Raw genomic sequence first — 26,881 nt, 5'->3', positions numbered from 1 at the left:
TGTGGCCCCGCTCGCTCCCGCGGACTTCGCCCGCCTACGGGTGGAGGGGACGTCCGGCCTCCTACCGCACCGGTCGTGCCACCGCTGGGAAACCATGATTTTTCCAGATTCAGGGTAGGAGCCGTTCCACACTGGGCGGGTGGTCAGCACAGGCCTGCTCAAGGCAACCGTGAAACAGCGGATCGAACGCTTCTTGGCGGGTGGGAACCCCGATGACCTGCTCACGCAGCGGGCAGCCAAAGAAGCCCGTGTGCTCAGGCGCTCGGCCATGGGGTTCCGGCGGGGGCGTGCCGTAGTACTGGATGCCGGGGCGGCCGATCTGGCGGCATTGCTGTACTGGCTGCGAGGCAACGTGCCGTCCAACCCCTCGGCCCAGGCCGACAGGGCCGTGGCCGAGAAACTGCTCCGGCTCATGAATCCTGGCATGAGGCACCCGCTGCCCGCGCCCATGACCGCCGCGGGCATGCACGACCGGTTGCTCAGACCCGCGGTTCTGGCGTTGGAGCTGCAACTGCGCTACACGAGGCAGGGCGACCCCCACGACCTGGAGCGGTCGATCGCGCTGAGTCGTGAAGGACTCGCGCGCGAGGGAGGCGCGGGTTTCGTCGACAACGGGACCGCCCTGTGCGGTGCCCTGCTGCTGCGGTACGAGGCCGCCGGCGACGAGAAGGATCTTGCGGAGGCCGTCGGACTGGGCCGGACCCTCCTCGACCACGTGCGACCGGACGCTAGGAATCGGGCCACGATCGAGTCGTTCCTCTCGCGCCTGCTGCTGGCACGGCGCCGGCGCACGGGGACCGAACAGGACCTGGAGGAGGCCCTGATCCTCGCTCGTGCGGCTGCCCGGGACGCCCCGGACGGCACTGCCTTTCGCGCTCTCATGCTGGGCAACCTCGCCGGTGTGCTCCGGGACCGGTTCGGCATGACCGGCGCCCGAGCGGACCTCGACGAGGCCGCCGACATCATGACCACGGTGATCAAAGAACTCCCCGAGGGGAGCCCGCAGTTCGCGGAGCAGTCGGGCAACTTCGGGGTCCTGCACCGAGTGCGCTACGAACACGGCGGGGACCCCGCTGATCTGGACACCGCGCTGCAAAGCGGCCGTACCGCCGTAGGGCTGGTCTCCGAGGACAACCCCTCCGGCCCTCTCCTGCGCAGCAATCTGTGTCTCGCCCTGGCCCACAAGTACGACTCTTCGGGGCAGCGCGTCCACTTGGACGAGGCCACCCACATCGCCGCGGAGGCCGTCGCCACGGCGTCCGCGCACGATCCCGAGCGCGGGTTGCACCTTCACGTCCTGGGCCGTCTGATGCGCAACCAGTATGAACACTCGGGTGATCCCGCCGACCTGGAACAGGCGATCTTCATGGGGCGCCGCGCCGTGGAGTCGGTGCCCGCGGCCCACCCCTCCCGCAGCTTGTATCTGACGAGCTTGAGCCTGTCCCTAGGCGCTCGGTACGACTGCGAGAAGGAGCCCCGGGACCTCCATGAGGCCGCGGAACTGGCATTGGCGGCCGTGCGGAGCACGCCCGAAGAACATTCGGACCGGCCGGGTCTGTGCTTCCGGGCCGCCCTGAACCTGAGTTCGCGGGGCAAGGAGACCGGGTCCGCGGAAGACCTCGACCTGGCTGTCGGCCTTGCCGAATCCGCCGTGAGCGCCTGCCCGCCGGACCACCGCGTCTTCCTCACCTGCCTCACCCTTGTGGGCCACACCCTGCTCGACCGCTACGAAACCACCGGCGCTCCGGCCGACTTGGAGGAGGCGACCGGGATCGCGCGCCGGGCCGTGGCGCAAACCCCGCCCGAGGAGCCGGCCGCGCGGACGAAACGGCTCTTCCTGCTCGGCTGTGCGCTGGCCATCCGCCACAACTCGGGGGAGGGCGATCCGAAGGCCGCTCAGGAAGCCATGGGGGTGTTCGACGCCGCGCGGACACCCGCCGCCGACCCGGCCCTGCGGGTCGACGCGGCCCTGGCCGCCGGGCGGATCGCCCTGTCGCTCGGCCGGCTGGACCGCGCCGCACGGGACTACGCCGATGCCGTCTCCCTGATGCCCGCCGAGGTCGGACGCCACCTCAGCCGCCGGGTGCAGGAGCGCCGCCTCATTACGTGGTCGAACATCCCCACGGGGGCAGCAGCCCTGGCCGCGCGGACGGGAAACGCGGACGAGGCCGTGGAACTTCTCGAGGCCGGTCGGGGCTTCCTGCTGGGACGAGACATGGAGCTGCGGACCGGGCTGGACACGGTACGAGGGCGGGCACCGCATCTGGCGGCACGGCTGGAAGCAGCGGCGGCGACGCTCCGTGCGGCCGACGACGAGCCACTGCTCAAAGGCGGTGGCCAGGTGCGCCGCAGACATCCCCGCGAGCAGGCCGCACAGGAGTGGGAGACCGCACTCGCCGAGGTCAGAGCCGTGCCGGGGCTTGCCGACTTCCTCAACCCCCGGCGCATCGACCGGCTGCGCACGGTGGCTGCATCAGGGCCCGTGGTGATGGTGAACGTCAGTCTCCACGGGTGTCACGCCCTCATCGTGCGAGAAGAAGGCGTGCGGACCGTCCCGCTTGCGCTGACCGCGCAGGAGGTGGGCGAGCGCGCCACCGACCTGGTCAGGAGAATGCTGGTGACACCCCGAGAGCTGGATGCGCCGGTCGGTGAGACGCTGCGCTGGCTGTGGCAGACCGTGGCGCGTCCGGTCCTGGCGGAGCTGGGACTGCTCGTCCCCCCGTCCACACCCCTGCCCAGGCTGTGGTGGTGCCCCACAGGATCCCTTGCCTTCCTGCCGTTGCACGCGGCCGAGGACCCGATGGAGGGCAGCCTGCTGGATCGTGTGGTCCCGTCCTACACGCCGACCCTCGGCGCGTTGGCGCGCGCCACCGAGGCCGTCGGCGAACCCGCGGCCCCCGGGCCTCCCCCGCTACGGGCCCTGATCGTGGCACCTGCCGAGGACAACCTGCCCCATGCCGTTTCCGAGGTCGACGCCGTCAGGTCGACCTTTCCTGAAGCCACCGTCCTCACCGGCGCCAGTGCCACACGGCAAGCGGCCCTCGATGCGCTGTCGCAGGCGGCTGTCGTGCACTTCGCCTGTCACGGGGTCTTCGACCCGCTCGCCCCCTCCACCTCGGGACTGCGCCTGAGGGACGAGACCATGACCGTCCTCGACCTGAGCCGGCTGCATCTGCGGAGGGCCGAGCTGGCGTATCTCTCGGCATGCTCCACCGCCATCGGCGGTGTCAAGCTCATGGACGAGTCGATCCATCTGACCTCGGCTCTCCAGCTGGCGGGCTTCAGGCAGGTCATCGGCACCCTCTGGGCCGTCCCCGACATCATGGCGGATCAGGTCGCCGCGGACGTCTACGCCCATTTCACGCCCGCCGACAAAACCACGAGCCGGGTCGACGGCGCCGTAGCACTGCACCATGCGGTGCGTGCGGTCCGGGAGAGCCATCCGGACCAGCCGTCGCTGTGGGCGCCGTACGTACACATCGGACCGTGAGGGGAAGGAAATGACAGGCACGATCGACGAGCTGGTGCGGGGAGCCGTCCGCACGGTGCGGCGCGACGCCGGCCGGACGGAGGCCGCGTCCGGGCCGAATCCCGGGCCCGAGCCGACCGTCGAAGTGGACGCCAGGGGTGAACCGTACCGGGTCAGTACGCCGGACGGCGTCTTCCCCGCCGTGGTGATTCCACCCGGCACCAGCCTGCGGGCCCTGGCCGCCACCGGCCCACTCGTCCGCATGGTGACGCGCACGGTGCCCGGAGTCGTGGTCGCCGGGGCGGGCCGTCCGATCGGATTCGTGCCGCGCAGGGCACTGGTCCACGCCCTCCTCGATCACAGCACGCTGCGCGGGGAAGCGGGACCCGATCCGCTCCTGCACGGAATAGCCCAAGCGGTCAGCGGCGCCGTCCGCATCCGGTGCCTGACCTGCGGCAGCGTCAACGCGTACGACTACTGCCTGCCGGGCGAGCAGAAGGCCTGCGTGAACGGTCACCCCCTCGACCCGGATCTGGAATGAGCGTGACAGGACTGCTGCAGACAGCGGGCGGACTCCTCGAGCGCCGGCTGCTGACCACCGCTTGGCTTCCGGTCGTCGTCTTCGGCGCGTTGACCGGCGCGCTCACCGCCTGCGGTGTCGGCTGGTCCCGCAGCCGGCACGCGTGGCAGGACCTGCCCGGGGACCTGCGGATACTGACGGCGCTGACGGCCGTCGCGGTCACCGCCTTGCTCGCCCAACTCCTCGCGGCCGTCAGACCTGGACTCATCCGCCTGTACGAGGGCTACTGGGGCTGCCTGCCGTACGGGAACCGCATCGCCGACCGCCTACGGCGCAGACACGAGGATCCGGTGGCGCGGGCCGAACGGCCATGGTCCCTCCCCACCCCGGACCGGCTGATGCCCACACGGTTCGGCAACGTCATCCGCGCCGCCGAACAACAGGCCCAGCGCTACGGCATGGACGCACCCACGGCGTGGCCGCGCCTCTACGTTGCGCTGCCCGAGACGTTCACCCACCACTTCGCCGCGGCCTGCGCCACGCTCGACCTGATGGTCACCATCAGCGTCCTGGGTGCCGTGTTCGCCGTGTGCGGCGGGGTCCTGGCCGGCGCGATGCTCTCCTGGCAGGCCGCCCTGCTGTGCGCCGCGGGTGGGGCGCTCACGTGCTGGCTCGGCTTCCGCGCCGCCCTGCGGGCCGCGTTCGCCTACGGAGAGTTGGTCCGGGCGGCCTTCGACGTGCACCGCTGGCTGCTCCTGGACGCCATGGGCCTGCGCCGGCCCACCAGTTACGCCGCCGAACTTCAGCAGTGGCACCAACTGCACCAGCTCTGGCAGCGTGGCCGCCCCGACGCCGGCTGCGCGCACCGCCTCGGCTATCCCACGACGCCACCGGACGCCTCATGAGCTGTCCGCGACGATCTCGCTGACTTCGTCCCGCGGGCACGCACGACGTCTCGGGCATTGTCAGTGCCGGTTGCCATGATGGGTGCAGCGCTCCCGGCCTCAGCCGGCACCGTGGCCCGGCGCGCGCCGGGCCGGCCGGTGCCGGCGGACGTCGGATGCGGGGGAAAGGTCGGCGGCATGGGAATGTCCAGCTGGTGGGCGGTGGGAGCGTTGAGCGACGGGGAGGTTGCGGAGGTCGCCTCGGTTGCCCTGCCTGTGATCAAGGAAATGGGGGAGCGCCCCGTCGGCACGGGACGCCTGGTCGCGCTGGGAGAGGGACGCCGCCCGTGGTGGCGGTGCGGTGCCGGTCTGGCGGCCTGACGGCTACAACACCGATGAGGCATTGCATGTGTACGACATGGTCAACGCATCGCCCTTCGACGCCTTCGACGATGCGTGCGCGTTGCACGTCATGGAGGTGTGGGAGCGATTCGACGAGGCCGTCGACCCGTACATCACCGCCGTACGCAAGGACAATCCGGTGGCGGCCCTGTTCCATGGCCTGGGCCCACAGCGAGCCCGTGTGCTGCCGGGTTGGGCGGGCGACGCGGTGCTGACCGCGGCCGAGGTGCGCGATCGCCTTGAGGCCGTCGAGTCCGTACTCGCCTTGTCCGGCGCGGAGCGGGAGCAGGTGCTGAGCGCATCGTCGACTGGCCGGGGGACAAGGATTCCGCCGATGTCCTCGACCACCCGCTGCGGGTCTGGAGACAGGCCGCTGGAGCAGGCCTGGAGCTGCTGTCCTCGCGCATCTGGTTCTGACCGGGGTCTCCTGTCGGCCCTTTGACTGCTGATGCCCCTGCCTTCCCTTGGACCCCCGAGGGGCCCAGCGGCCCGGCGTCCGTGGGAGTCGGCGCGGCAAGCTGTGCCGGCGCGGGCGCGCTGCCCGGCCGCCACCGTTCCGGCCGCGGTCGGGGGCGCCGGCGCCGACGGCCACGAGATGGTCATGCACCGCCCCGCCGCCGCCGACCCGGGCGCCCGCGCGGCCATGTGAGGCGCCGCGATGCGCTGCTCTTGGCCCTCCAGCAGAGTTTGGCCATGAGCTGAGGGCAGCGCTCACCGCCTGACGTCGTGGCTCGCCGCCGCCTCACGACGTGGTGCCGGGGCGTGCTGTGTGGTCGGGGTGTCCGCTGGTTCTACGGGCTTCTTTCAGCTCTGCTTCGTACAGGTGTTCCTTGCCGTCGGCGAGCTCCTGCCGAGCCTGTTTTTCGGTGGCTTTGAACGGTTCGTAGTAGGTCTCGTTGTAGGACTCGATGAGCTGGAAGGTCCAGTGTCCGGGGATGACGTTGCGGCCCAGGATCTCGCGTTGGACTCGGTCGGCCCACTGCGGGTGGCCGGCCTCGCGCAGGAGTCCGACAGCGCGGTCCAGCTCGAAATCGGCACCGCCGGTCAGCTGGTGAAAGGCGTACAGGTGTCCCCGGGCGCGCTCGGTCGTCTCCAGCGCTTTGGACAGCGCGCCGAGGGCCTGGACGGTGGTGTCGGACACGCCGTGTGGACGGCGGTGAGCTTGATCGGGGCCGTCGTGGGTTCCGTCGTGGTGATCTCTCATGCAGGAATGAGTGTCCCGCGAGCCACTGCTCGCACCGCCCTCATTCGAGCGATGTCGGCCCATGTGCATGTGTCTTCGGCCGCGGACGCCGTCCGAGTCATTCCGCTGTTCCGGTCATCGTTCCAAGGAGATTCCTCATGCCGAACGTGTTCGCCCGCTACCGCCCTGCTCACGGAGAGTGGAAGACCGGGCGGTCCAGGGACTCGCCTGCACGAAGCCGGCCAAGTCCGTGCACGACGCCGGCTGGTCCACGTTCGTCGCGACGCTGGGATGATAGGCCGCCGAGCATGGCCGCAGTCGTCCCGGCTCACCTGCGCCGGCCTAGCCGTAAGCGCTCCCGGGGGGCGTCCCGGCATCGTCCGGAACCGGTCAGTTTTCGAGAAGCGCCGGCCAACCGGTCCCCCCTACCGTCGAAGGCATGAACTCCATCGATGCCGTCATCCTGGAGGTGGCCGACCTCGCGGCTGCCACCCGCTTCTACTCCACCGTCCTCGGGCCCGACTCGCCGCACCTGCGCCTGCGTGCATCCGGGGAACCTACGACCGGCTTCCGCGGATTCACACTGTCGCTGGTGGTGTCCCAGCCGGGTAATGCCGATGCCCTCATCGACGCGGCCGTCGAAGCCGGTGCCACCTGCCTCAAGGCCGCCTCGAAGTCGCTGTGGGGCTACGGCGGCGTCGTCCAGGCCCCGGACGGCACGATGGTGAAAGTCGCGACGTCGGCGAAGAAGGACACCGGCCCGGTCACCCGGGGCTTCGACGAGTTCGTGCTCCTGCTGGGCGTCGAGGACGTAAAGGCCAGCAAGCAGTTCTACGCCGATCGGGGCCTGAGCGTGGGCAAGAGCTTCGGCGGCAAGTACGTCGAGTTCGCCACGGACCCGGGCCACGTCAAGCTCGCCCTTTACAAGCGCCGCGCTCTTGCCAAGGACGTGGGCGTATCGGCCGAGGGGACCGGATCGCACCGGCTCGTGCTCTGCGGCGGTGCCGGCCCGTGCAGCGATCTGGACGGGTTCGTCTGGGAAGCCAGTGCCAGTGCCAGTGCCAGTGCCCCGCTGACCGGTACGGCCTGAGCGGGGCCACCACTCCTGTCCGGGCTACAGTGCCGGGACGAGCGTCGCCGACGCCCAACTCGGTACACGACTCAGTGGTCGTCGGGGAGCCCACACTGCCGGCACACTGGCTGCGGCGTTCTGCTGCTCTGCCCGCTGCGGGGCCAGACGCACGTTCTGGAGGCTGGTGTTCGGGCCGGGTGCCACGTGGCCGGTCGTCCAGGGCGGCTGTGGTGGCGGTGCCGGGTGCGGGCAAGCCGGATCGGGGCCTGATAGCGCGGCGAAGGCGACGGCCGCATGTGGGGCGCACGGAAACCGGCGGGTCAGGACTGCCGTCCTTCCCGGGTCGGCGCGATACCGTCATTGATCGCTGAGCCTGCGGCGCCCGTGTCCGGCATGGGCATGAACGATGCCCCTAGGGTGCGGGAACTGCCGTGCCGCTGAGCCCGGTGGTGCCGGTTTCACGACGACCCCGCCGACCGGGCCGGCTGCTGTGCCGCCCGCGCCGCCCGGTCAGGAAGGTCACGCCGTGCGGAGCGCGAGAGTCATCTCGGGCAGCGGGTCGGCCCTGCGGGCCACTTCGAGCAGGGCGCGCAGGGTGCGCTCGGCCGGACCCAGCACCGCGGCCGTCACCGGGCGACGATGCTGACCGGTCGGATCCCTCGGCCGGCCGCAACTCGATCAGCTCCCCCTCCCGCAGCTCCCGGGTCACCGCCGGCTCCGGCAACAGCGAACGTCGTACCCGTGCCCGGTCGGCCGCAGCAGCGCCGACAAGCAGCCCTGGATCACCGCCAGTTGGGCCCCGGCCAGCAGATCCCGGCCGAAGCGGTCCACCAGCATCTCCGAGGTACACCCGGGCTCCCGCCACCAGGAAGTCGTGCCGCAGCATCTCCTCGGGTGTCACGACCTCCTTGTGGGCCAGCGGATGACTCGGCGCCGCCACCAGCACGGTCCGATCGTGCCCGACGACCGCGTGGCAGACCGAGCGCCCGGAGGACGTTGTCGTACCGGAAGACAGCGTCCAACTCGCCTGTGCTGAACGCTTGTTCCAGCGTCCGACCGGCACACCCCCCGGGGCCACAGAAACGCTCGCGGATCCCCGGGGGGCCGGCGTCGGGCCCTGTGGGCGCGTCAGAAGAGGTCGCGGTACTGGTTGAAGCCGGTGCCGATCTCGACTCGGGACTTGAAGGGCGTGGCCGCCTTGCCCGTCCCCTTGTACAGCCACAGCTTGCCCTTGCGGTCGCGGGCCAGCAGGTCGCTGTGGCCGTCGCCATCTACGTCACCCGTGGCCACAAGCTTGCTGAACTGGTTCCAGCCAGGAGCCACCTTCACGCGGGACGCGAACGGCTTCCGCCCGTCGCCCGTGCCCTTGTACAGCCAGAGAATGCCCTGCTCGTCGCGGGCGAGGATGTCCGGCTTGCCGTCGCCGGTCAGGTCGCCCTGGCCGGTGATCTGGGTGAACCGGTTCCAGCCGGGGCCGATTTCGACGCGCGGTGCCAGCGTTCCGTCCGCCCTGGTCTGGAAACGCCAGAGGACGCCTTGCCTGTCGCGGGCCAGCAGGTCGGGGTGCTTGGCGCCGCCGAGAGTGCCGGGGGACAAGGCGACGTTGTACTGACCCCAGCCGGTGGCCACCTTCTTGAGGCGCCCGTTGCGCCAGAGATTCACCGTGCCGTCGTCCATGACGTGGTAAGCACCGTCCTGGTAGCCGGTCAGATCGGGGTCGATCGACACCCCGTACCTGAAGTGCGGCCAGACGTAGGCGCCCGACCGGTCGTCGAAGCCACCCTTCCCATCGGGCAGGTAGGCGTACATCTGGCCCGACGGCAGGATCCCGGAGAGGAAGAAGAGGGGCGCGGCGGGGGTGGGCTTGTGCTGCCCGGCAGCGGCGCTCCGGGCGACGTTCTTCGCCGGACCGGTCGCCGCAGGGGCGTCGGCCAGAGCGGTGCCGGTGGTGGTGCCGACCAGGGCGACGGCGATCGCCGGGGTGACGAGATGCGACAAGGCGCGTGCCCGCCGGGAAGACTGCGTCATGTATGACTCCATGAGATGTGCGGAATGAGGCGGTGCCCTCGGCATGGGTGGGGGAGCGCCCGCATCATTGTCCGGATCTTTGCATGTCTGTCCCAGTGGTTTTGTGGTGGGGTGCGGAATGCGCAATTCCGCCCAGATGGCATCGCGGAAGGGCCGTCGTCACCTCTTATGTGGCGGCTCTTTTCCTGTGACAGAAAGGGCATCAGTAGTGGTTCCGTCTTCAGCGAGTGCAATATTCTTGAGGATTCTTGAGGCGTCTCCAGCAGATCAGGGCGCAGGCCAGGGCGACGAGGCATCGTGCAGGTCGAGGCGTCTTGCCCCACCGAACCCACCGAACCTCAGCTCACGCGGCAGCAGTGGCCGGATGATGTCGTTGCAGAGCACATACAAGACGCCCTGCAGACGCAGCCGCTCATCCCTTACGACGCCGCAGTACCCGAGGAATCAGCTGTCGCCCGCGTCTTCCTTCTCGGCGACAACGGCGCCGGCGGAGAGGAGCGTCGTAGCGGTGAGACTGCCCCAGAGGGCTGCCGAGCCGTGGGGTGCGAGAGCGGTGATGGCCGCGGGGGAGACGGCGAGGCCGAAGCCCGTGGAGAGCTGGAAACGGGCGAGGGCCCGTCCCAGGGCATGGGCCGGCGTGAGGACGGTGACGAGCGCCGTGGCGCTGCCGGCATAGATGATCTCGCCGATCGTGCAGACCACGGACACGATGGCGACGGCCGGGGCACCCGGGCCGGGTCCCAGTGAGGTGGCCGCGAGGAAGCCGAGGTAGGACGCGGTGAGTACCACGCCGGCGAGAGCCAGCGCGGTCCGCCGGGAGAAGCGGGACATCAGGACGGTGACCGGGATCTGCAGGGTGACCACCAGCACTGTGTTGGCCACGAAGATGGCTGCCGGCCACACCGGTGAGGCGTGCAACTGTGTGACGAGGACCAGGGGCAGCGCGATTTCGGGAACGTTGAGGCAGAAGACGTAGACCACGTTGGCGGCCAGCAGCGCGCGCATCCGGGGTGCGGGGCCGTCCTCCTTGTCCTTGTCCTTGGCCGGTGCAGTGGCCGGACGCGCGCGGAGGTGGACCGACCATGCCAGGGCCGCTGCAGTGAGGTAGGCGAGCCCCGTGACGGCTGCCAGCGCCTGCAGTGCGGGGGTGCCGCCCGCAAGGCACGCGGTGGCGAGGAGCGCGCCGGCGCCCAGGCCGGCATTGCGCAGGGCGCGGCCTCCCGCGAGAGCGGCGTCGCGTTCCCGGCCGTGGGCGACCGTGGCCACGAGAGCCGCGTGGGCGGCCGGCCAGGCCTGGTTGCCGAGGCCGAGGAAGAGCGCTGCCGTCGCGAACGGCCAGACGTGCCCCGCAGGGGTGGCCAGCAGCAGCGCCACGCCCAGCACACGTACGAGCATCGACGCTGCCACGACCGTGCTGCGGGCGCCCCGGTCCAGCCACCAGCCCACCGCCGGCATGCACACCAGACCCGCGACGACGCCGACCGTCATGGCGGTGCCGGTGGCCGGCGCGGACAGCCTCAGCACGGTCACCCCGTAGAGCAGGAGAAAGGGCCGCAGCAGGCCGGTGCCGAGCGCGTCCACGGCCAGGGCGACGGCATAGCGGGGGCCTCCGGAGGCACGGACGAGGGCACGGGACTGGATCTTGGTGGTGGTCATGGCGTCAAACGGTGCGTTCGACGGGCTGGCGGGGCACGTCGGTTGACGGTTTCCGTCAACCGACGTCGTCGCCGGCCGTCCAGGCCGTGATGATGAGGGGATGACGCTGAGAATCGACATCAGCGGCCTGCCGTCCGAGCGAGTGCGGTTCGCTGCCTCCCCGCTTGCCGAGCTGACCGCGATGCTGCACGTGCTGGCCGAACCCGGGCATCATCCGCAGCTCGCCGCCTGGGCCGGGGACGTCTGGGCCGGGCTGCGGCCGGAGCTGGCGGAGCGGCTCAGGGAGGCGGAGTTCCTCTGGCGTTCCTCACAGGCCGACTTCCTGATCCCCGCCCGGCCTCGGCCCACCCTCGCCGAGGAGTTGGACGACGTCGACCGGATCGACGACGAAACCTATGTGACCGCCGCGCTGGTCACCACGTGCGGCAGCAACCGGGTTCACTTCGCCGCGCGGTCGCCGCTCACCGATGCGACCGCGCGTGAGCGGGCCCTGGACGTGGCCCAGGCCCGTGGCGCGCTGCAAGAGGCCTTCGCGGAACGGCTGCTCGCGGACCCGGCCGCTGTGCGGGCGCGGGTGCGCGAGACCCTCGAACAGTGCGCCGACGCCTTCTTCGACGCCGCCTGGGCGGGCGTCGCCGTGCAACTCGCCACCGACCTGCGTCTGAAGAACGACCTGCTGAAACGCCAGGGCATCGCGTCGGCACTCGCCTCGGTCTCCGACGCGGTCACGCTGGCACCCGACGGCGACTGCATCATCGTGGACAAGCTGCAGGACAAGGCGACCACGGCACGTGACACCGGAGTCACCTTCATCCCCAGCGTCTTCGGGCGCCCCCATCTGGTGGCGGTGCACACACTTGGTTGGCAGCCGGTGGTGCAGTACCCCGTGGCCGAACCGACCCCATCGGAGCCGGTATCACTCGAAACGGTCACCCTACGGCTGGAGGCACTCTCGCACCCGTTACGGCTGCGGCTGCTGCGCACCCTGGCTCGCGGCCCCCACACCACCGGTGAGCTGGCCCGCTTCTGGGAACTCTCGCCTCCGGAGGTTTCCCGTCACCTCGCTGTCCTGCGCCGTGCGGGTTTGCTCACGGCCCGGCGGCAGGGTCGTTACGTCCGGCACACCCTCAACCTGTCGGAGATGACAGCGCTGGGCACCGACCTGCTGGCGGCCGTACTGCGCTGAGCAGGTACGGTCCACCGCCTTCGCCCGTGCGAGCCGTCAGATCTCCTGTTGCCGGCCGAACCGACCCACCGTCACCAGGTCCTGACCCGCCATTGGGTACCCGAGACTGCGGTGATCCGGTCTTCCCCACTCCTCCCGGAAAAGTCTTCGATCCGATGCAACCCGGCGTCGAGGCCGTGCGTATACGAGGCGACACCGCACCTCACACGGGGGAATCTCATGCATTTGGACCGTTCGGCCGGTCTGACCGCCGGCCGTCTCGGCGCCGCTGTCACGGCTTGTATCGCTCTGCTCTCGGCCGCCGGCTGCTCGACCGATGGCGGTACCCGCCTTCGTACGGCCGCGGACGCACCGGATGCCCGGGCCTCCGCGGCGGCGCTGGGGAAGGCCACGGGCGGCAACGATGACGCCGCGGGTAAGGCGTCCCGTGCGCGTCCGGCTCCGTCCATGCCGGAGCCCGCCGTGCTCGCCCAGGCGACGGGGCACATATCCGACGGGCAGACGGTCGGTGGGGGCATGCCGATATCGGTGACCTTTCCCCGGCCGGTTCCCGTCGCCGAGCGCAGGGCCGTGGAGAGCTGGCTGCGCGTACAGACCTCGTCCGGCACGGCCGGTGCCTGGAGCTGGGTGAAGGACCGCGACCTCCTGGACGGGCAACGCGTCGATTTCCGCCCGAGCACCACCTATTGGCAGCCAGGCACCAAGATCACTCTCCGTCTCGGCTCGCACGGCGTGCGGCACTTCACCCTTGCGCGCGGGACATCGTTGATCTGGTGTGGGTCGATCTGGTGTGTCGTTGTGCGATGCCCGAGGGGTCACGGTTGCGCCGCTGCTGCTGCCCGATCGGACACCGAAGCGGGGCGGCCGGCGGCGGGATCAGCCTCGGGTGAGTGAGGTGATCGAGGTGATCAAAATGATCGAGGTGATCGAGCTGATCGCGTGGATGTACCGCACCGGCTCACCGTGGAGCGACGTGACCGAGCAGTACGGGGCACGGAAGGGCGTCCACACCCGGCTGCCGAACGGGGCCATCGACGGTCCCGGGCCGGAGGTGTTCTCTGCCCGGTTGGCCCGGGCCGACGCCGACGCTGACGGCGATTCGGGCCTGGGTGGTGTCGGGGGACTGCAGCGTCGTCCGCGCCCGCCAGCGCGCCACCGGGGGCAGCGCAGGGAGGGCCGGCGCTCCAAGCCCGTAGGAGGGCCAGCGGCACCGCGTGGTGCCAGTGGTTGGGCCGCTTGGGGGTATTGGCCTCGTCGCAGGTGCCGGCTGGCCGGGGGGCCGTTTCTGGCAGCGGACCGCGGTCTTCGATGCCCGCAGGGTGAGGGCTTGACGGGCGCCGCACCGGGCCGTGCGTCCTATGGGTGTGCCGTGCCGGCCGCAGGCTGCTCCGTCCCGCAGTACCGGCACTTGCGGGCGGCGGCGGGAATGTCTTCGGAGAGGCAGGCGGGGCACGTCTTCACGGCACCCGCCTCCTTGAAGGCGGCCACACCGCGCCGGGCCTGGAACTTCTTGTACGGCACGACGATCAGGAAGTAGACGACGGCCATGAAGATGACGAAGTAGATGACCGCCGAGATGAACGACCCGATGTCGAGGAAGGTCGCCTTGTTCCCGGGCCGCCCGAGCTGCCACCCGAGCCCGTAGGTCCGGCCCCCTTGCGCCCGCGCGATGATCGGGTTGATCACATTGTCCGTGAACGCCTTGATGAGGGTGCTGAACGCCAGCGCGACGATCAGCCCGACCGCTACGACGACGATGTCGCCCCGCATCAGGAAGTTCTTGAATCCCCTGAACATCTTGTCCCTCCGCGTTGGCGCCGGCTCCACTGATTGATCGACAGAACGCTAACGACCAGGCGTAGTGGGGCGAGGATGCGACGCGCGGGAGTCGCGGCATCGAAGCCCGCACAGTCGGCGAGACGACCCGTGAGGTCCTCGGCGTGGTTGCCTGAGCGCCGGCCGCGTGGCGTCGGCGAGGAGGTGGCCGCCACCGTCGTCGGTGTGCACCTGCCGGACGTGCACCCGGCATGCACTGGCATGCCCAGCCTTCGCCGCCGTCCACCGCAGGCGGCTGCACAGGGGGCCCCGCCCGGTCAGCCGCCGTCGGGCGGTTCCTGGCTCCGCCGGGACCGTACGACCGGCCGAAGCTCGCCGCCGTGGACCGTGCCGAGTTCCTCACCACGGCATGAAGGAGGTCGGGCCGTGCGGGATGGAGTCCGGGGCGGGACAAGCATCCGGCCCTCGATGTCGATGAGGACCTGGGGCCCGGGGGAATCGACCAGAGTGTGTCGTGTCCGAGTAGCCTCGCCAGATCATCGACGGTGCCGCAACGCCCGCTCGGCGTGCGGCTACCCTCCTCATCGACATCCTCCCGGCAGGGGAGCCGGAGCAGCCGGACAAGGCGCGGGAGGACGGCGTCCAGGCCCAAGTCGTCGTGGCAGTGGACCGACAGGAATTCCTCCGCTTGGTCGCAGGCCAAAGGCCGGGCACTGTCTCCATCAGCTGAGGATGACGAGTGCGTTGCCGCCCATGTACCGCTGTCCTGGGAAGAATGAGGCCGTGTCCTTGACCAGCCGCCGGGCAGTGGCTTTCTCCGCCGGGGTCGCGGGCACCCGGGCGGCGGCCCATTCGTCGACTGTGGGCCGGGCGCTGTCGCTGCGGGGTCGGCGGGGGAGGGAGCGATCGCACGCTGCGGGGTCGGCGGCGCGAGCGGCATGGCGGAGGAAGATGGGAAAGTTACGCGCCTCGGGGCTGTCGGTGCGTGGCGCTACCCTGCGGCAGCAACGGGGAGCTGCTCTGCTGCCGGTGCACAGAGGCGGAAGAGAGGCCCGTGGGACTTCTGGACTTGCTGGTCAGGGAGCATGTGGCCCCGGTGATGAGAGGGGCTGGCTTCAAGCGGTCTGGCCGCACCTTCCGCTTGATCGCGGACAGTGGTGACCAAGCTGTTCTCGGGTTCGCACGTCAATACGTCGACCCGGGCGCCGCTGTGTTCGAGGTGGGGTACCGCATCGTGCCAGCTCCGTACTGGGAGTGGATCAACCGGCAGCACTGGAGCAGCGGCCAGGTGGGGTCTCCCTCCGCCTTCGCGCTGGCAGCTGTGGCCGGCGACGTTGTTCCGCCACCACGGGCTGCACATCTGCCCGCCGGCGAGGGGCGGCTCCGTGCACGCTGGGCTGTACGCGAGGACAACCGACAGGTCTGCGGTGAGGCGCTGGCAGATGCGCTGCACACCAAATAGATCCCGCAGATGGTTCATCTCCTCGATCGAACCAATCTCCTGCAAGAGTTTCGCCGGCCGGCCATGCCGGTGGTGCGACTCCTGCCGCTGACCAGGCTGGAGATCTTGCTGCGCGTCGATGACGCACCAAGTCACGAGATCGAAGCGATGCTGGCAGACGTGCAGCCAGCCGGGTCCGGGGACGATTTCGCTGCGTGGGTGCGTCGCAGAATGGCGAAACGCGACTTGGCCACGTAAGGCTTTCAGGCTCGCCAACGTGGGCGCTCTGAAGACGCCAGCGTCCTTCTACTGCCGCCGCAGCCGTGCGGGATACGGGCCGTATCTGCCGATCGGCAGATACGGCCCGACGAACGTCCACTCCCCGTCCGTCAGTTGCGTCCGTGGCACGCAAGGCGATTTACCGGAGCAGAACACTCCAGAGCGGCGGAACCCGCGGATTCATCACAACTCAAAACCGCGCCCTGGCCGTTTACGGCTACCACACCGACGCGACCGGTGACTCCACATCGCCGTAATAAGCGTAGTGGCCGTTGATGGTGGCCCAGAAGCCCACCCGCACGACATATGCGCCGCTCCCGGGGTTGTAGTTCTGGCCGTTGTCGCTGATCCAGATGGCGTCGTTGGTGCCCGGCCCGTACCAGCCCATGCAGCCGTAGTCGTGCGCATAGGACCAGCCACCGAAGCCGTTTGACTTCCACAACTGCGCGCAGGGGAAGACGGCCGGGTGGTCGGGACCGCTGCCTGGATCGAGCGTGACGGCGATGCGGGCGTAGAAGCCACTGCCGTTGTTGCCCCACTGGTCTTCGATGCAGGAGTCCAGATGGATACCGTGGCCCGCGTCGGCGAAACTGCCGGTTCTGTCGGAGCGACAGCCCCAGTTGCTGGTCGCCGCTGAAGCGTGGGTCGTGCCTGCCACGACGCCGCCCAGCGCCAGCGCCCCCACTGCGGCGGCGCGTGCTATCCGGCTGATCTTGTTCACAGAATCCCCCATTTCACAGGAACAGCTGCCTTGTGTCGGTCAGTGGCAATCTTCTGTAGTCGTCATCTTCGTTGCAAAGATGTCTTCCGGCCCCGCTCCCGAAGATCTGAGGAGGGGTGTCGCTATTGGCTGGCCGGAGGCCCTTGACGGCTGGGCGTCTCGGGGCGGCATCACTGCGAGTTCGGCGGTTCCGGTGCCGGAACACCAAGTGGCGGCGCAAGACCTTCGGTGGAGCCGACACCTGGCCTGACCCGCACGTGTCCGTCAGCCGGAGCACGGTCTTGCGCCTGGTCGACGCGCTTGGGCTGGGCCGATGGCATGATCAAGCGGTGAGCAGTGAACTTGTTCAGTCCAGTTCGGGAAAGTACGTCCTGTTTGACGTCGACGGCACGTTGATCGACGCGGTGGACAACCAGCGTCAGGTCTGGAAGACGTGGGCGGGTCGATACCGACTGGATCCTGACGCGATTTACGAACTGGCGCTGCGGACACGGCCGATGGAGACCTTCGCGCAAATCGCGCCGGACCGTGACCCACAAGAGTGCCTTGCCGTGTTGCATGAACTTGAGGACGAGGACGTTCGGTCGGGTGTCTACGACGCTTTCGATGGTGCGTCCCAGCTGTTGTCAGCCCTGCCTTCGGGGTGCTGGGGGCTGGTGACGTCCAACTACGAGCATCGCGTGCGTGGACGGTTCGCCCGGACCGGCCTGCCGGTTCCCAGCGTCCTCGTGGATGCCGCCGCCGTCGACGAAGGCAAGCCGTCGCCGGTCCCCTACTTGCTGGCCGCCGAGCGACTTGGTGCCAAGCCGGAGGAGTGCCTGGTCATCGAGGACGCGCCGTCGGGCATCGAGTCCGGACGGCGGGCCGGGATGACGGTGTGGGGAGTCAACACTCCGGTGGCGGTGGGCGGCGTGCACCGCCACTTCGAGAGCCTGCGAGAGGCGCTACCCGACATCCTCGCCTTCGTGGCCAGAATCTAGGCGCAGGTCGATCCAGGGCACGGTGTCGCCCTCGCGCAGCAGATAACGCTCGAACTCGACGAAGCCGTGCTGCTCGGCGAAGCGCAGCCCCTCCGGGTTGGAGGCCAGTACTACGGTCTCGACCACCTGGGCGTCCAGTGCTCGGGCCTGGCCCAGGGCGCGCTCGTAGAGTCGGGTGCCGAGGCCGCGGCGGCGGAATTCGGGCAGGACGCGGGCGATGACCGTGGCGGTGGCGCCGTTGTCCCCGGTGGGCGGCCGCACGGTGGTGCAGCCGATCAGGACGTCGCCGAGGTAGGCGACCTCCATGCGGTTACGGCCGGTGCGGGCACGGACGTCGTCGAGCGACAGCACATCGCCGGGAATGATCAGGTTGTGGACGTACTGCCAGTCGTGGATCGAGGCGTCGTCGTCCACCGCTTGAATGCGAAGGTCGGTCACCGGCCCAGGAAATAGGTGCCCGCCATGTCCTGTCAAACGCATTTGCTGTGAAAGGAAGTGCAGGTCAGGGCCCGGGTGGACAGGGCCGGGTCGGTCCCGGGGGCCTGCCGGGTGGCTTGTGGCGCCAGTCCTCCTCGGCCAGGTCGGCGGCCTTCCCACGGCCCATCCAGGACGCTTGTGGGCGGAGCCGGCCTTGTACCTGGTGGCTCCGGCCAGGGAGTCCCTGAGGGCGTTTCTCGTCCGCTGGACTTAAGCGGTGACCAGACTTCTCACGGCGGACGGCTTGACTGCCGAGACCTCCTACGCCCCCTTCTGGCACGAGCTGCAGAGCGGCCAGTACGCCGCGTGACCCCGGGCCCGAGGCCGGTTGGTCCGGTGGCCGGTGTGCTGCTCGTCCGTTGAGTTCGTGGGCGCGGGTGCCGGTGCGGGTGCGGTCCTGTAGCTGGTGGCGATCGTCCGGAAGGCGCAGGGGATTTCGTCGCGGTGGCCGGCCCGGCAGGCGACGTCGGCGTGGACGCCGCCGGGTCTCATGCGTGGGTTGCGTCCGGGGTGGCGTGGTCGGCGATCCAGTGGTCGACGCGGGTCCACTGGGCGAGCAGCCACTCGCTGCGGGCTTCGTCGCCCGCCGGGACGCGGCTCGCGGGTATGCGCCACCAGTGCGCCCGCACGCGGTCGCGTAGCGGTAGCCGACTCCAAAGGGTGGGCACTGAGTGGACGACATCGAGGCCGGTGTGGGCGACGAAGACTACGTCGGCCGCGGGCGCGGCGGTGAGGGCGGCGAGGGCACCGGCGTCCCGTGGCGGCAGGACATGGTGCATTCGTTCCGCGCGGGACGCGCGGCGGCGCAGCCCCCGGCGGCGCAGCGAGGTGATCGCTCGCCGGCGGCGGCGCGGGGTGAAGTTGCCGCCTTCCGGAAAGATCACGAGGGCATCGCCCGGGCCCAGCCCGGCAGCCAGGTGACCGATCGCGTCCTCGGCGCGGCCGCCGAAGGGTGGAAGGAAACAATGAGGGAGGCGCCCGATGAGTACGTCGAGAGCGGGATCGGCGCGTAGCGCGCGCTTCAGGACCGTGTGGGGGCGCAGACCGGTCTGACTGAGCAAGATCTGTAGCAGCAGGAAGGAGTCGCCGACCCCGGCGTGTCGCACGAAGATCAGGACCGGCGCCGGCGCGCGTCCCGTTTCGCCTGGTGGCGGGGGCGTCACCTCCACCCGGAGCCGGAAGATCTGCTCGCCCGCGCGGCGCAGCAGTCGGAGCAGCCTCTCCAGCACCGCGAATGCATCGGTGGTGCGCCGGTTCTCGCGGTCCCCTCTGTCGGGCAGCCGCCGTGCCCACAGACTGGTGGCGGCCACCAGCCCTGCCAGATCCACCAGGAGGTACAGCAGGGCGAAGCCGGTGATCCGGACCGGCCTCCACGGGCCACGCGTGGCGAGCGAGACCGGTGCGCAGAGCACGCCTGCGGCGACGAGGAGCGCGGCGACCGTAGGGACGAGGACGAGCAGCAGCGCGGTGGTGGTCGTGCGGCGCACCCCGGTGACCACCGCGCCGCCCAGCCGCACCGGGCGTCTTCGGGGCGCACCCGCTTCGGTCATGGCGCGCCGTCTGGTGTGCTGAGAGCGGTCTCGAGGTACCGGGAGGAGGCCGCGTAGGCACGCTCGATGCGCTCTGCGGTCCGCCCGAAGCTGCGGTACCGCAGCTGCCGAAGGGTGGCTGTGCCCTCCGTGGGGCCCGCGCCCGTCGGCAGCACGTGGACCGTGATGCCGGGCGGCAGGTCCGCCATGTCGCGGGCGAACCGGTGCCTGCGAGCGATCTCGAACGCCACCAGTGCCACCTGCCAGGGTGCCCGCGGCGGGGGGAGGGCTTGCTCGACGCGGCCGACCTGCAGCACGTAGACGTCGGTCGCGCCGAGGGCCACGGCGCGGCCGACGGGGATGCTGTTGACCAGGCCGCCGTCGACGTAGTGCTGGTCATCGATCCGTACGGGCGGCAGCAGCCCGGGCACCGCGCATGAGGCGAGCACGGCATCCACCAGCGGCCCGGCGGCGAACCAGTGCTCGGCGGCCCGTTCGATGTTCGCCGCGACGCACTGGAAGGACAGAGCCAGATCCTCGATACAGGTCACCGGAAGGTGGAAGGAGAGCAGTTCCCGCAGTGGCGTGGGGTGGTACAGGTGGGTGCCGCTGCGCACGGCGGTGCTCAGCCGCCCGAACAGCGATCCGGAGAACACGCCGGCACGTCCGAGGCCGGTCCACAGGTCGGCGAGTCGGGCCACCGACGCCCCCGACGGGTCGGCCGCGACGGCGGCGCCGTTGATCGCGCCGACGGAGGTGCCGACGAGGAGGTCCGGGTGCACACCCGCGGCGAACAGGGCCTTGAGCATGCCGACCTCGTAGGCGCCGAGCGCACCGCCGCCGCCCAGCACGAAGGCGCGGGTCGCCGGGCGGGTGGGCCGCCTGTTCTCCATGGCCGAAGGGTGCCCCGGCACGGCGCCACCAACCACGGAGGGATCACCCACCGCCGGCACCGGGCCCGGTGGTCACGATGGCGGCCGTCGTGTGGTGGGTCGCGCTCAGGGGCGGCCTGCCGCCGGGCACGGTGGCGGCAGACGAGGCTGTTGGGGCTGGAGAAGTCCAGGAAGCGCGTGGGATTCGCTGCACGTGGGTGGCGCCCTATCTGCACCGGACCGTCGCACCACGTGCTCTGCTACGGCGACCGCAGACTGTCAGGACACCTCCGGCGGCCTGTTGCCGGTCGCGCCGGTGTGGGACGCTGAGGGGGACCAGCCTGGTCTGGTGGGAGACCCCGCGCCGCCATCGGGTGACGGTCGAAAAGGTGGCCGGTGAATGGTGCGGGTGGTCTTGCTCGGCTGTGAGCGGCCCCGTGTGCCGCGCGCTTGACGGCCTACTTCCGGCAGTGGGAGCCGACCGTGATGGGCTTTGATCCCGAACGGTGGTTTCACCCATGCCGTCTCTCAACGTGCGCGTCAGTGAGCATCTCGACCGGGTCGTGGTCATCGTGGCGGGCGAACTGGATCTTGACACCTGCCCGCAGGTCAGGCAGGTCACCGACGCGGTGAGCATCCGCAATCGCACCCTGCGCCTGGACCTCACAGGTGTGTCGTTCATGGACGCCAGCGGCCTGGGCCTGCTGCACAAGCTTCACCGGTGCGCCTACGAGCAAGGCGGACTCCTGGAACTGTCCGGGCTGCGAGCCCAACCGCGGCGCGTCCTGGAACTTACCGGCACCCACACCCTTTTCCATGTGACCGCGGGACCGGGCCCAGCGGGCTGGCCGCGCGGTCACCAGGCTGTGCCCTGACCACGCCGGGTGGCTGCCCGCCGGGATGCGGCTGCCGCGATCACCGCCGCGGGCACTGGTTCACCGCCGCCAGCCCCACGGTGACGGCCTGTGCTACCGGCAGCAGGCACCACTGGCCCAGCGCTTGCCCGCACGCTCCAGCTCCCGCTGCGCTCAAACGGGGGCGAGTTCGTCATGGGCGACGCGTGAAGTGGGGGATCGGGCAGGCTGCGAGGGGGGAGAGAGATCGGGCAGGCTGGGAAGCGGGGGGATCGGCCAGGCTGGGACGGCTGCGGGCGCGCGGCTGTGGGTGAGAGCCATCGTGTAGGTGCGGGGCAGTCCGCAAGCCGCAGGTGATCTGCCGGGCGGACCTGGGCAGCTGGAGCTGCGACGGTGCTGGGTTCCGTCTTCGTCGTCGTACGTAGGGCGGCGTGGCTGGGCAGTGGGCGTGGTCGGGCAGGGGCGGCCGGTCCGGCTGCGGTGGGCTGGTGCTGCCCTGGGGACGTGGTGGCACGTCCGGGGCGGTGTGGTCCGCAATCGTCCCGGTGATCCTGCCCGCCGGTTCCGGGTGATCGGTGTCGTCGGCTTCGGAAGTGCGGCGAGATTTTTCTCCGATGTCTCTCACGCATGGGCGAGTTGGCCCGTCAGTGCAGTGAAGTCATCGATCACGCCGTAGCGAAGGAGTCAGTGACGACGATGCGGCCGTGCCGCGCGCCTGTGCACGACACGGGGGCGTCATGTGCGACCGCTGCGTGCACGGCTCATGCCGGAGCCGCAGCGGCGGACGGAGGTTGTCACTGATGCGTGGGCGTGTCGGACAGGAGTGCGGTCCAGTTCTGAGCGATGGCCCAGTCGGTGAAGCTGTGCCAGCCGACTTCGGGGTACTCGCGTCGCAGCGCGGTGACATCGACGCCGAGGCCGACGGTGGTGAAGTACTCGAACATGGCCGCCAGATCGGCCGATCGCCTCCGGACGTAGGACAGGGGTACTTCCTGGTGGGCGACCGGGCAGCCGATGGCGGCCGCGAGTATCTCCGCCATCTGGCCAGGGGTGCGCTCGTCCGAGGCGATGTCGATGCGGCGGCCGGCGAACTCCTCACGCCGCTGGAGGGCCAGGGCGGCGAACGCGCCGATGTCCGAGGCGGGGATGAGAGTGAGGGGACGGTCGGCAGGCATGGGCCAGGCGAAGATGCCGTCGCGTAGCCCGTCGAGGGTCCAGCCGTCGGCGTAGTTGTCCATGAACGCCGCCGGGGCGATCACCGTCCAGGGCACCCCGACAGCGCGCAGGTGCTGCTCGACCAGGTGCTTGCTCTCATAATGCGGGATGCCGGTGTCCCGGTCGGCGTGAGCGGCGGAGGTGAACACGATGTGCCCCAGCCGGACCTCTGCCGCGGTGCTGACGAGGGCCTTGCCCTGTCGGGCTTCGGTGGCAGTGTCGGTGCCGAACGGGCTGGTGACCGCGAAGAGGGAGTCTGCTCCGGTCAGGGCCGCCTCGAGTGAGGGGTGGTCGTCGAAGTCGGCGTAGCGCACCTCGGCGCCGAGGCGGCGCAGGGCGTCGGCGGCGGGTGAGTCGGGGTGGCGGGTGAGTCGGGGTGGCGGGTGAGCGCGCGCACCTGATGACCGGCGTCCAGCAGGGCTCGGGCGGTCGCCCCACCCTGGGCTCCGGTGGCTCCAGTGACGGCGACGGTGAGCATGGATCCTCCAACAGTTGTTGCTGCGTGGCGCATTAACTGCGTCACGCAGAAGCTTAAGGGATATCGCTGCGCCGCGCAGTGATTTGGTATGTGATCCAGCTGACGGAGTCACGTTGGGACGGGCTGTGGGACGGGACCGGATGTGCGGTGCGGCTCGTCGACGGTGGTCAGGTCGACTGTCGGATCACCCGGCTCGGTACTGCACAACAGGCCGCATCATTCCACCGGCACGACGAGCTGACGCGTAGCCGCCAGGGGTGACGCCGAATCGGCCGCGCGGCCGCCGTTCAAGGCGTGGCGATCCTGAACCTGCGGCCACCGTGCAGCGGCGGGTCCGGCAACTTCCCCCGCACCCTTGACCAAGTCAGTATTCTTACGCAACTCTGGTGGTCAGACCCCTTAATGGCGAGGAGGCTGGCTCACTGTGGAGTGGACGGGCGCGCGGTACGCGGACAAACCGACGGTGGAAGTGCGGACTTGGATCGGCGCCGCGCCGGAGCGGGTGTGGAAGCTGGTCTCCGACGTGGAGCTCATGCCGAGCCTCAGTGACGAGCTGCAGTCGGTCGAGTGGCTGGACGGGGCTGAACGGCCCGCCGTTGGGGTCAGGTTCGTGGGGCGCAGCAGACACGAAGCGCTCGGTGAGTGGGCGACCACCTCCACCGTGATCGAATGCGCCCCCGAACGACAGTTCGCATGGGTGGTGGGGGACCCGGACCATCCCACGGCCATGTGGCGGTTCCGGCTGGAACCCCGGGCCGACGGCACCGAGCTGACGGAGTGGATGCAGATGGGCCCGGCTCGCTCGGGCTTGTCGGTCGCCATCGACCGCATGCCGGGAAAGGAGCGGAAGATCGTGTTCGTACGGATGCGGGAGTTCGAGCGCAACATGACGGTCACACTGGAGCGGATCAAGAAGCTGGCGGAGTCATGATGCGGACCGCCACGACGATCGAGGCGTCCGGCTTCGACTCCTGGTCCCAGCAGGCCGACTTCGTCACCGAGGCCGAGAAGCTGGGGCTCGACATCTGCTGGGTGGCCGAGGCGTGGGGTTCCGATGCCCCCTCCGCGCTGGGCTTCTACGCGGCGCGAACCGAGCGGATGCTGCTGGGGTCCGCCGTCATGCAGGTAGGCACCCGTACGCCGGTCGCGCTCGCCCAGACGGCCATCACCCTGTCCAACCTCTCCGGAGGGCGGTTCGTCCTCGGTCTGGGTGCTTCCGGTCCGCAGGTGATCGAGGGCCTGCACGGAGCGCCCTTCGCCCGCCCGCTGGCGCGTGTTCGCGAGACGGTGGAGATCGTGCGGCAGGCGATCGCGGGCGGCAAGATCTCCTACTCCGGCAGTGAGTTCCGGATTCCCCTGCCCGGCGGTGAAGCGGTGCCGATGCGCCTGTCCATGCGCGCCGAGCACCGTGTCCCGATCTACCTGGCTGCCCTGTCGCCGGCCATGCTCCGGCTGACCGGACAGGTCGCGGACGGCTGGCTCGGCACCAGCTTCGTCCCGGAAGGGTCCGCCGATGCCTACTTCGCCCACCTGGATCAGGGCCTGGCGCGAGCCGGGCGTACCCGCGCGGAACTGGACGTCTGCCAGGGCGCTGAGGTCTCGTTCGCACCGGACGAGGACAGGTTGAGCGCCATGGTCGCCGACCGCAAGAAGGAACTGGCCTTCGGCCTGGGTGGGATGGGGTCTGCGTCCACCAACTTCTACCATCAGGCGTACAGCCGTCAGGGCTGGGCGGAGGTGGCCGCGGAGGTGCGGGAGCGCTGGCAGGCCGGCGACCGGGACGGCGCGGCCGGCCTCGTCACTCACGAGATGGTGCTGGCCACCACGCTCATCGGCACGGAGGACATGGTGCGGCAACGGCTGCGGGTGTGGCGCGACGCGGGTGTGAACACCGTCCGTCTCTATCCGGCAGGGGACACGATGGAGGCCAGACTCGCCACGCTGGGAAGGGCGATCGAGCTGGTCCGCGAAGTGGGTGGCGCATCATGAGTCCCGCGCGTCCCTCGTTCGCGGACTGGCCGTGCTCGATCGCGCGCGCCACGGACGTGCTCGGCGACGCATGGAGCATCCTGCTCCTGCGGGAGGCGTTCTATGGGTGCCGTCGATTCGACGAGTTCCAGCAGGAGTTGCGCATTGCACGCAACACGCTCGCCGACCGGCTGCGCCGGTTGGTGGAGGAGGGCCTCATGGAGAGGCGGCTCTACGAGAGCGAGCCGCCGCGTCACGAGTACCTGCTGACGGAGAAGGGCCGCGACTTCGTCCCCGTGCTCGCCGCGATGGCCCGCTGGGGCGACCGGTGGCTCGCCGGGGAGGAGGGCGCCCCGATCACCCTTCACCACGACGCCTGCGACCACGATGCCCACGCGGAGGTGGTCTGCTCCGCCTGCGGTGAGCCGATGCGGTCGGAGGACATCTCCGCGCGGATGGGCCCGGGATATCCGGAGCGGCTCAGGAAGCGACCAGATATCCAGCGCCGCTTTGCGCGCTTCTGACCGGTGCCGATCGGTGCCGGCAGCTGACAGGCATGCAGCTGACAGGTATGCCGAACGGCCACGGCGACGGCCGTGCTCACGGCATGCGGCGACTGACCGTCGTAGGAAAAGACGACACTCGTCCACCGGTCGAGGGCGAGGGGCGTATCCGACGAGGCGACTGACCACCGGAGCATGAAGCCCCACAACGGTCTCGTACGACGACGGTGCCGACACCTGTGCGGGCGCCACCGGTACCGCCACTGAGGCGGCACTCGTCGCGGACAACCGTGCCCCAGTACGCGAACTCGCTCGAGGCTCGCCTGAGGCATCAGCACCGCCTGTACCCACGCCACGAGGAATCGGCAGTGCCCGTCGTGAATCAGGGCTTTGTTCCGGTGCCCGCGGGCGCATGGAAGAGTCGAAGGAGTCATCTCATGCAGATGAAGGAAGAGCTCGCCAGCGCCTACGCACGGGCCACCTGGAACATGGTGGAGCCCATACACGGAGCCGTGTACTTCGCTCCCGAGGCCCGGGCCCGATACGCGGAGCTCGGCGTCGACGGCACGGCCGGCTATTTTGGCTCGCGCGCCGCGGCCCTGGGCCCGGCCTCCGCCGAACTGGTGATCGCCACCTTCTACAACTTCAACCCGGAGCGGGTACGCAGTGTGGTGCCTGCGGTATGGAGGACGGCGTCGCCGGAGAAACTGCTGGCGGCCCGGCTGGCGGCCGCCGATGCCACGCTGCGCCGCATCCTGGGCTCCGCCGTCCAGTCCCCCAGGATGGAGCGCGCCGCGGAACTGGCGCGTGAAGCGGCCGGAGCGACGCTGCCTCACCCGCAGGGCCGTCCCCTCTTCGCCGCTCACGCTGCCCTGCCCTGGCCACGCGAACCACACCTGGCGCTTTGGCATGCACAGACGCTGCTGCGTGAGTTCCGTGGCGACGGCCACATCACGACGCTGCTCGGCGCCGGGCTGGACGGAATCGAAGCGCTGGTCACCCATGCCGCCGCGGGCCCGGTGACCGCCGAGGCCCTGCGCAGGACACGGGCCTGGTCCGAGGAACAGTGGGCACGGGCAGTGCAGAGGCTCCACGAGCGCGGCTGGCTGACGGAGGGCCCCGCCCTTGCCTTCACCCCGGAAGGGCGGGAGCGGCGCGAGAGGGTGGAGCACACCACCGACGAGCTGTCCGCGTTGCCGTATGTCGCGATAGGCCCTGAGAAGTGCGCCGAATTGCGCCGCCTGGTGAGGCCCTACAGCCTGGCCCTGGCCGAGGAGTTGTTGCCCTGGCGTGTCGGCAGCCTGTGAGAGAGACGACGAGGTCGGACCACGCCTTGCAGAAGGTCTGGTACGGCCTTTTGAGAGGGCCCGGTCGGCTCCACCGTCCGG

The 26,881-nt window shown here is 70.0% G+C and carries 24 protein-coding genes and 1 pseudogene; 14 read left to right on the top strand and 11 right to left on the bottom strand.

The annotated features are described in order from the left end of the window. The first annotated feature begins 139 nt into the window (after positions 1-139). From ABZ919_RS13320 to ABZ919_RS13305, 4 genes are all read left to right on the top strand, one after another. Positions 140-3,490 (top strand): CHAT domain-containing protein, encoded by a 3,351-nt coding sequence (locus ABZ919_RS13320; RefSeq protein WP_361246591.1) that lies wholly within the window; start codon positions 140-142, stop codon positions 3,488-3,490. A gap of 10 nt (positions 3,491-3,500) precedes the next feature. Beyond that, on the top strand, positions 3,501-4,010 hold the full coding sequence (locus ABZ919_RS13315; protein WP_361246588.1) for a hypothetical protein: 510 nt from the start codon (positions 3,501-3,503) through the stop codon (positions 4,008-4,010). Then, on the top strand, positions 4,007-4,894 hold the full coding sequence (locus ABZ919_RS13310) for a hypothetical protein (RefSeq protein WP_361246586.1): 888 nt from the start codon (positions 4,007-4,009) through the stop codon (positions 4,892-4,894). Before ABZ919_RS13315 ends, ABZ919_RS13310 begins: the two co-directional genes overlap by 4 nt. 340 nt (positions 4,895-5,234) lie before the next feature. Then, positions 5,235-5,717 (top strand): hypothetical protein, encoded by a 483-nt coding sequence (locus ABZ919_RS13305; protein ID WP_361246583.1) that lies wholly within the window; start codon positions 5,235-5,237, stop codon positions 5,715-5,717. Positions 5,718-6,017: 300 nt separating this feature from the next. On the opposite strand, the gene ABZ919_RS13300 is transcribed toward ABZ919_RS13305, so the two are convergent. Then, positions 6,018-6,479, bottom strand: coding sequence for a hypothetical protein (locus ABZ919_RS13300; protein WP_361246580.1), 462 nt, complete (start codon positions 6,477-6,479; stop codon positions 6,018-6,020). Between the two features lie 418 nt (positions 6,480-6,897). Between ABZ919_RS13300 and ABZ919_RS13295 the strand changes: the two genes are divergently transcribed. Then, positions 6,898-7,548, top strand: coding sequence for a glyoxalase (locus ABZ919_RS13295; protein WP_361246577.1), 651 nt, complete (start codon positions 6,898-6,900; stop codon positions 7,546-7,548). 700 nt (positions 7,549-8,248) lie between these two features. Here ABZ919_RS13295 and ABZ919_RS13290 read toward each other — a convergent pair. The 3 genes and pseudogenes from ABZ919_RS13290 to ABZ919_RS13280 form a co-directional block, all read right to left on the bottom strand. Then, positions 8,249-8,470: pseudogene (locus ABZ919_RS13290) on the bottom strand (hypothetical protein); the annotation flags it as partial. A gap of 188 nt (positions 8,471-8,658) precedes the next feature. Next, positions 8,659-9,558, bottom strand: coding sequence for a VCBS repeat-containing protein (locus tag ABZ919_RS13285; protein WP_361246575.1), 900 nt, complete (start codon positions 9,556-9,558; stop codon positions 8,659-8,661). Between the two features lie 444 nt (positions 9,559-10,002). Then, positions 10,003-11,214 carry an MFS transporter gene (locus tag ABZ919_RS13280; RefSeq protein ID WP_361246573.1) on the bottom strand — a complete coding sequence of 404 codons (1,212 nt, stop codon included), beginning with the start codon at positions 11,212-11,214 and terminating at the stop codon, positions 10,003-10,005. A gap of 100 nt (positions 11,215-11,314) precedes the next feature. Between ABZ919_RS13280 and ABZ919_RS13275 the strand changes: the two genes are divergently transcribed. Both ABZ919_RS13275 and ABZ919_RS13270 read left to right on the top strand, forming a co-directional pair. Continuing rightward, positions 11,315-12,400 carry a helix-turn-helix domain-containing protein gene (locus ABZ919_RS13275; protein WP_361246571.1) on the top strand — a complete coding sequence of 362 codons (1,086 nt, stop codon included), beginning with the start codon at positions 11,315-11,317 and terminating at the stop codon, positions 12,398-12,400. 219 nt (positions 12,401-12,619) lie between these two features. Next, positions 12,620-13,294: an Ig-like domain-containing protein gene (locus ABZ919_RS13270; protein WP_361247095.1), complete on the top strand. Its 675-nt coding sequence runs from the start codon at positions 12,620-12,622 to the stop codon at positions 13,292-13,294. Positions 13,295-13,756: 462 nt separating this feature from the next. Here the strand turns inward: ABZ919_RS13270 and ABZ919_RS13265 are convergent, their stop codons facing one another. Next, positions 13,757-14,197 (bottom strand): MscL family protein, encoded by a 441-nt coding sequence (locus tag ABZ919_RS13265; protein ID WP_361246568.1) that lies wholly within the window; start codon positions 14,195-14,197, stop codon positions 13,757-13,759. Between the two features lie 1,033 nt (positions 14,198-15,230). Between ABZ919_RS13265 and ABZ919_RS13260 the strand changes: the two genes are divergently transcribed. After that, positions 15,231-15,638 carry a DUF4304 domain-containing protein gene (locus tag ABZ919_RS13260; RefSeq protein WP_361247127.1) on the top strand — a complete coding sequence of 136 codons (408 nt, stop codon included), beginning with the start codon at positions 15,231-15,233 and terminating at the stop codon, positions 15,636-15,638. Between the two features lie 475 nt (positions 15,639-16,113). Here ABZ919_RS13260 and ABZ919_RS13255 read toward each other — a convergent pair whose 3' ends face one another. Next, positions 16,114-16,617 (bottom strand): hypothetical protein, encoded by a 504-nt coding sequence (locus tag ABZ919_RS13255; protein WP_361246565.1) that lies wholly within the window; start codon positions 16,615-16,617, stop codon positions 16,114-16,116. A gap of 329 nt (positions 16,618-16,946) precedes the next feature. On the opposite strand from ABZ919_RS13255, the gene ABZ919_RS13250 reads away from it, so the two are divergent. Beyond that, a complete protein-coding gene (locus ABZ919_RS13250; RefSeq protein ID WP_361246562.1) occupies positions 16,947-17,597 on the top strand; it encodes an HAD-IA family hydrolase in 651 nt (216 codons plus the stop codon). On the opposite strand, the gene ABZ919_RS13245 is transcribed toward ABZ919_RS13250, so the two are convergent. The 3 genes from ABZ919_RS13245 to ABZ919_RS13235 form a co-directional block, all read right to left on the bottom strand. Then, positions 17,562-18,035: a GNAT family N-acetyltransferase gene (locus ABZ919_RS13245; RefSeq protein WP_361246559.1), complete on the bottom strand. Its 474-nt coding sequence runs from the start codon at positions 18,033-18,035 to the stop codon at positions 17,562-17,564. The genes ABZ919_RS13250 and ABZ919_RS13245 overlap by 36 nt on opposite strands. A gap of 527 nt (positions 18,036-18,562) precedes the next feature. After that, positions 18,563-19,624, bottom strand: a complete 1,062-nt coding sequence (locus ABZ919_RS13240) for a 1-acyl-sn-glycerol-3-phosphate acyltransferase (protein WP_361246557.1) — start codon at positions 19,622-19,624, stop codon at positions 18,563-18,565. Further along, positions 19,621-20,496, bottom strand: coding sequence for a patatin-like phospholipase family protein (locus ABZ919_RS13235; protein WP_361246555.1), 876 nt, complete (start codon positions 20,494-20,496; stop codon positions 19,621-19,623). Before ABZ919_RS13235 ends, ABZ919_RS13240 begins: the two co-directional genes overlap by 4 nt. Positions 20,497-20,993: 497 nt before the next feature. Here ABZ919_RS13235 and ABZ919_RS13230 point away from each other — a divergent pair, with 497 nt between their 5' ends. Continuing rightward, a complete protein-coding gene (locus ABZ919_RS13230; protein ID WP_361246552.1) occupies positions 20,994-21,350 on the top strand; it encodes an STAS domain-containing protein in 357 nt (118 codons plus the stop codon). A 773-nt stretch (positions 21,351-22,123) separates the two neighbouring features. Here the strand turns inward: ABZ919_RS13230 and ABZ919_RS13225 are convergent. Together ABZ919_RS13225 and ABZ919_RS13220 are read right to left on the bottom strand one after the other, a co-directional pair. Further along, positions 22,124-22,879 carry an NmrA family NAD(P)-binding protein gene (locus ABZ919_RS13225; RefSeq protein ID WP_361247093.1) on the bottom strand — a complete coding sequence of 252 codons (756 nt, stop codon included), beginning with the start codon at positions 22,877-22,879 and terminating at the stop codon, positions 22,124-22,126. Then, positions 22,810-23,022, bottom strand: a complete 213-nt coding sequence (locus ABZ919_RS13220; RefSeq protein ID WP_361247090.1) for an NmrA family NAD(P)-binding protein — start codon at positions 23,020-23,022, stop codon at positions 22,810-22,812. Before ABZ919_RS13220 ends, ABZ919_RS13225 begins: the two co-directional genes overlap by 70 nt. 424 nt (positions 23,023-23,446) lie before the next feature. Here ABZ919_RS13220 and ABZ919_RS13215 point away from each other — a divergent pair, with 424 nt between their 5' ends. From ABZ919_RS13215 to ABZ919_RS13200, 4 genes are all read left to right on the top strand, one after another. Then, on the top strand, positions 23,447-23,953 hold the full coding sequence (locus ABZ919_RS13215; RefSeq protein ID WP_361246549.1) for an SRPBCC family protein: 507 nt from the start codon (positions 23,447-23,449) through the stop codon (positions 23,951-23,953). Further along, positions 23,953-25,011: an LLM class flavin-dependent oxidoreductase gene (locus ABZ919_RS13210; RefSeq protein ID WP_361247087.1), complete on the top strand. Its 1,059-nt coding sequence runs from the start codon at positions 23,953-23,955 to the stop codon at positions 25,009-25,011. Before ABZ919_RS13215 ends, ABZ919_RS13210 begins: the two co-directional genes overlap by 1 nt. After that, positions 25,008-25,514, top strand: coding sequence for a helix-turn-helix domain-containing protein (locus ABZ919_RS13205; RefSeq protein ID WP_361246546.1), 507 nt, complete (start codon positions 25,008-25,010; stop codon positions 25,512-25,514). The genes ABZ919_RS13210 and ABZ919_RS13205 overlap by 4 nt, the downstream gene beginning before the upstream one ends. Positions 25,515-25,930: 416 nt before the next feature. Next, on the top strand, positions 25,931-26,800 hold the full coding sequence (locus ABZ919_RS13200) for a hypothetical protein (protein ID WP_361246543.1): 870 nt from the start codon (positions 25,931-25,933) through the stop codon (positions 26,798-26,800). The last annotated feature ends 81 nt before the right edge of the window (positions 26,801-26,881 follow it).

The organism is Streptomyces sp. NPDC046759 (assembly GCF_040645475.1).
Taxonomy (GTDB): Bacteria; Actinomycetota; Actinomycetes; order Streptomycetales; family Streptomycetaceae; genus Streptomyces.
The sequence above is the reverse complement of the archived record's forward strand: the minus strand, read 5'-3'. Positions and strand labels throughout refer to the sequence as shown.

What these genes read in the sequence shown, in the direction of transcription:
- ABZ919_RS13315 (WP_361246588.1), top strand. Translation starts at nt 3,501, where the DNA reads ATGACAGGCACGATCGACGAGCTGGTGCGGGGAGCCGTCCGCACGGTG.
- ABZ919_RS13310 (WP_361246586.1), top strand. Translation starts at nt 4,007, where the DNA reads ATGAGCGTGACAGGACTGCTGCAGACAGCGGGCGGACTCCTCGAGCGC.
- ABZ919_RS13300 (WP_361246580.1), bottom strand. Translation starts at nt 6,479, where the DNA reads ATGAGAGATCACCACGACGGAACCCACGACGGCCCCGATCAAGCTCAC.
- ABZ919_RS13295 (WP_361246577.1), top strand. Translation starts at nt 6,898, where the DNA reads ATGAACTCCATCGATGCCGTCATCCTGGAGGTGGCCGACCTCGCGGCT.
- ABZ919_RS13285 (WP_361246575.1), bottom strand. Translation starts at nt 9,558, where the DNA reads ATGACGCAGTCTTCCCGGCGGGCACGCGCCTTGTCGCATCTCGTCACC.
- ABZ919_RS13280 (WP_361246573.1), bottom strand. Translation starts at nt 11,214, where the DNA reads ATGACCACCACCAAGATCCAGTCCCGTGCCCTCGTCCGTGCCTCCGGA.
- ABZ919_RS13275 (WP_361246571.1), top strand. Translation starts at nt 11,315, where the DNA reads ATGACGCTGAGAATCGACATCAGCGGCCTGCCGTCCGAGCGAGTGCGG.
- ABZ919_RS13270 (WP_361247095.1), top strand. Translation starts at nt 12,620, where the DNA reads ATGCATTTGGACCGTTCGGCCGGTCTGACCGCCGGCCGTCTCGGCGCC.
- ABZ919_RS13265 (WP_361246568.1), bottom strand. Translation starts at nt 14,197, where the DNA reads ATGTTCAGGGGATTCAAGAACTTCCTGATGCGGGGCGACATCGTCGTC.
- ABZ919_RS13240 (WP_361246557.1), bottom strand. Translation starts at nt 19,624, where the DNA reads ATGACCGAAGCGGGTGCGCCCCGAAGACGCCCGGTGCGGCTGGGCGGC.
- ABZ919_RS13235 (WP_361246555.1), bottom strand. Translation starts at nt 20,496, where the DNA reads ATGGAGAACAGGCGGCCCACCCGCCCGGCGACCCGCGCCTTCGTGCTG.
- ABZ919_RS13230 (WP_361246552.1), top strand. Translation starts at nt 20,994, where the DNA reads ATGCCGTCTCTCAACGTGCGCGTCAGTGAGCATCTCGACCGGGTCGTG.
- ABZ919_RS13220 (WP_361247090.1), bottom strand. Translation starts at nt 23,022, where the DNA reads ATGCTCACCGTCGCCGTCACTGGAGCCACCGGAGCCCAGGGTGGGGCG.
- ABZ919_RS13210 (WP_361247087.1), top strand. Translation starts at nt 23,953, where the DNA reads ATGCGGACCGCCACGACGATCGAGGCGTCCGGCTTCGACTCCTGGTCC.
- ABZ919_RS13205 (WP_361246546.1), top strand. Translation starts at nt 25,008, where the DNA reads ATGAGTCCCGCGCGTCCCTCGTTCGCGGACTGGCCGTGCTCGATCGCG.
- ABZ919_RS13200 (WP_361246543.1), top strand. Translation starts at nt 25,931, where the DNA reads ATGCAGATGAAGGAAGAGCTCGCCAGCGCCTACGCACGGGCCACCTGG.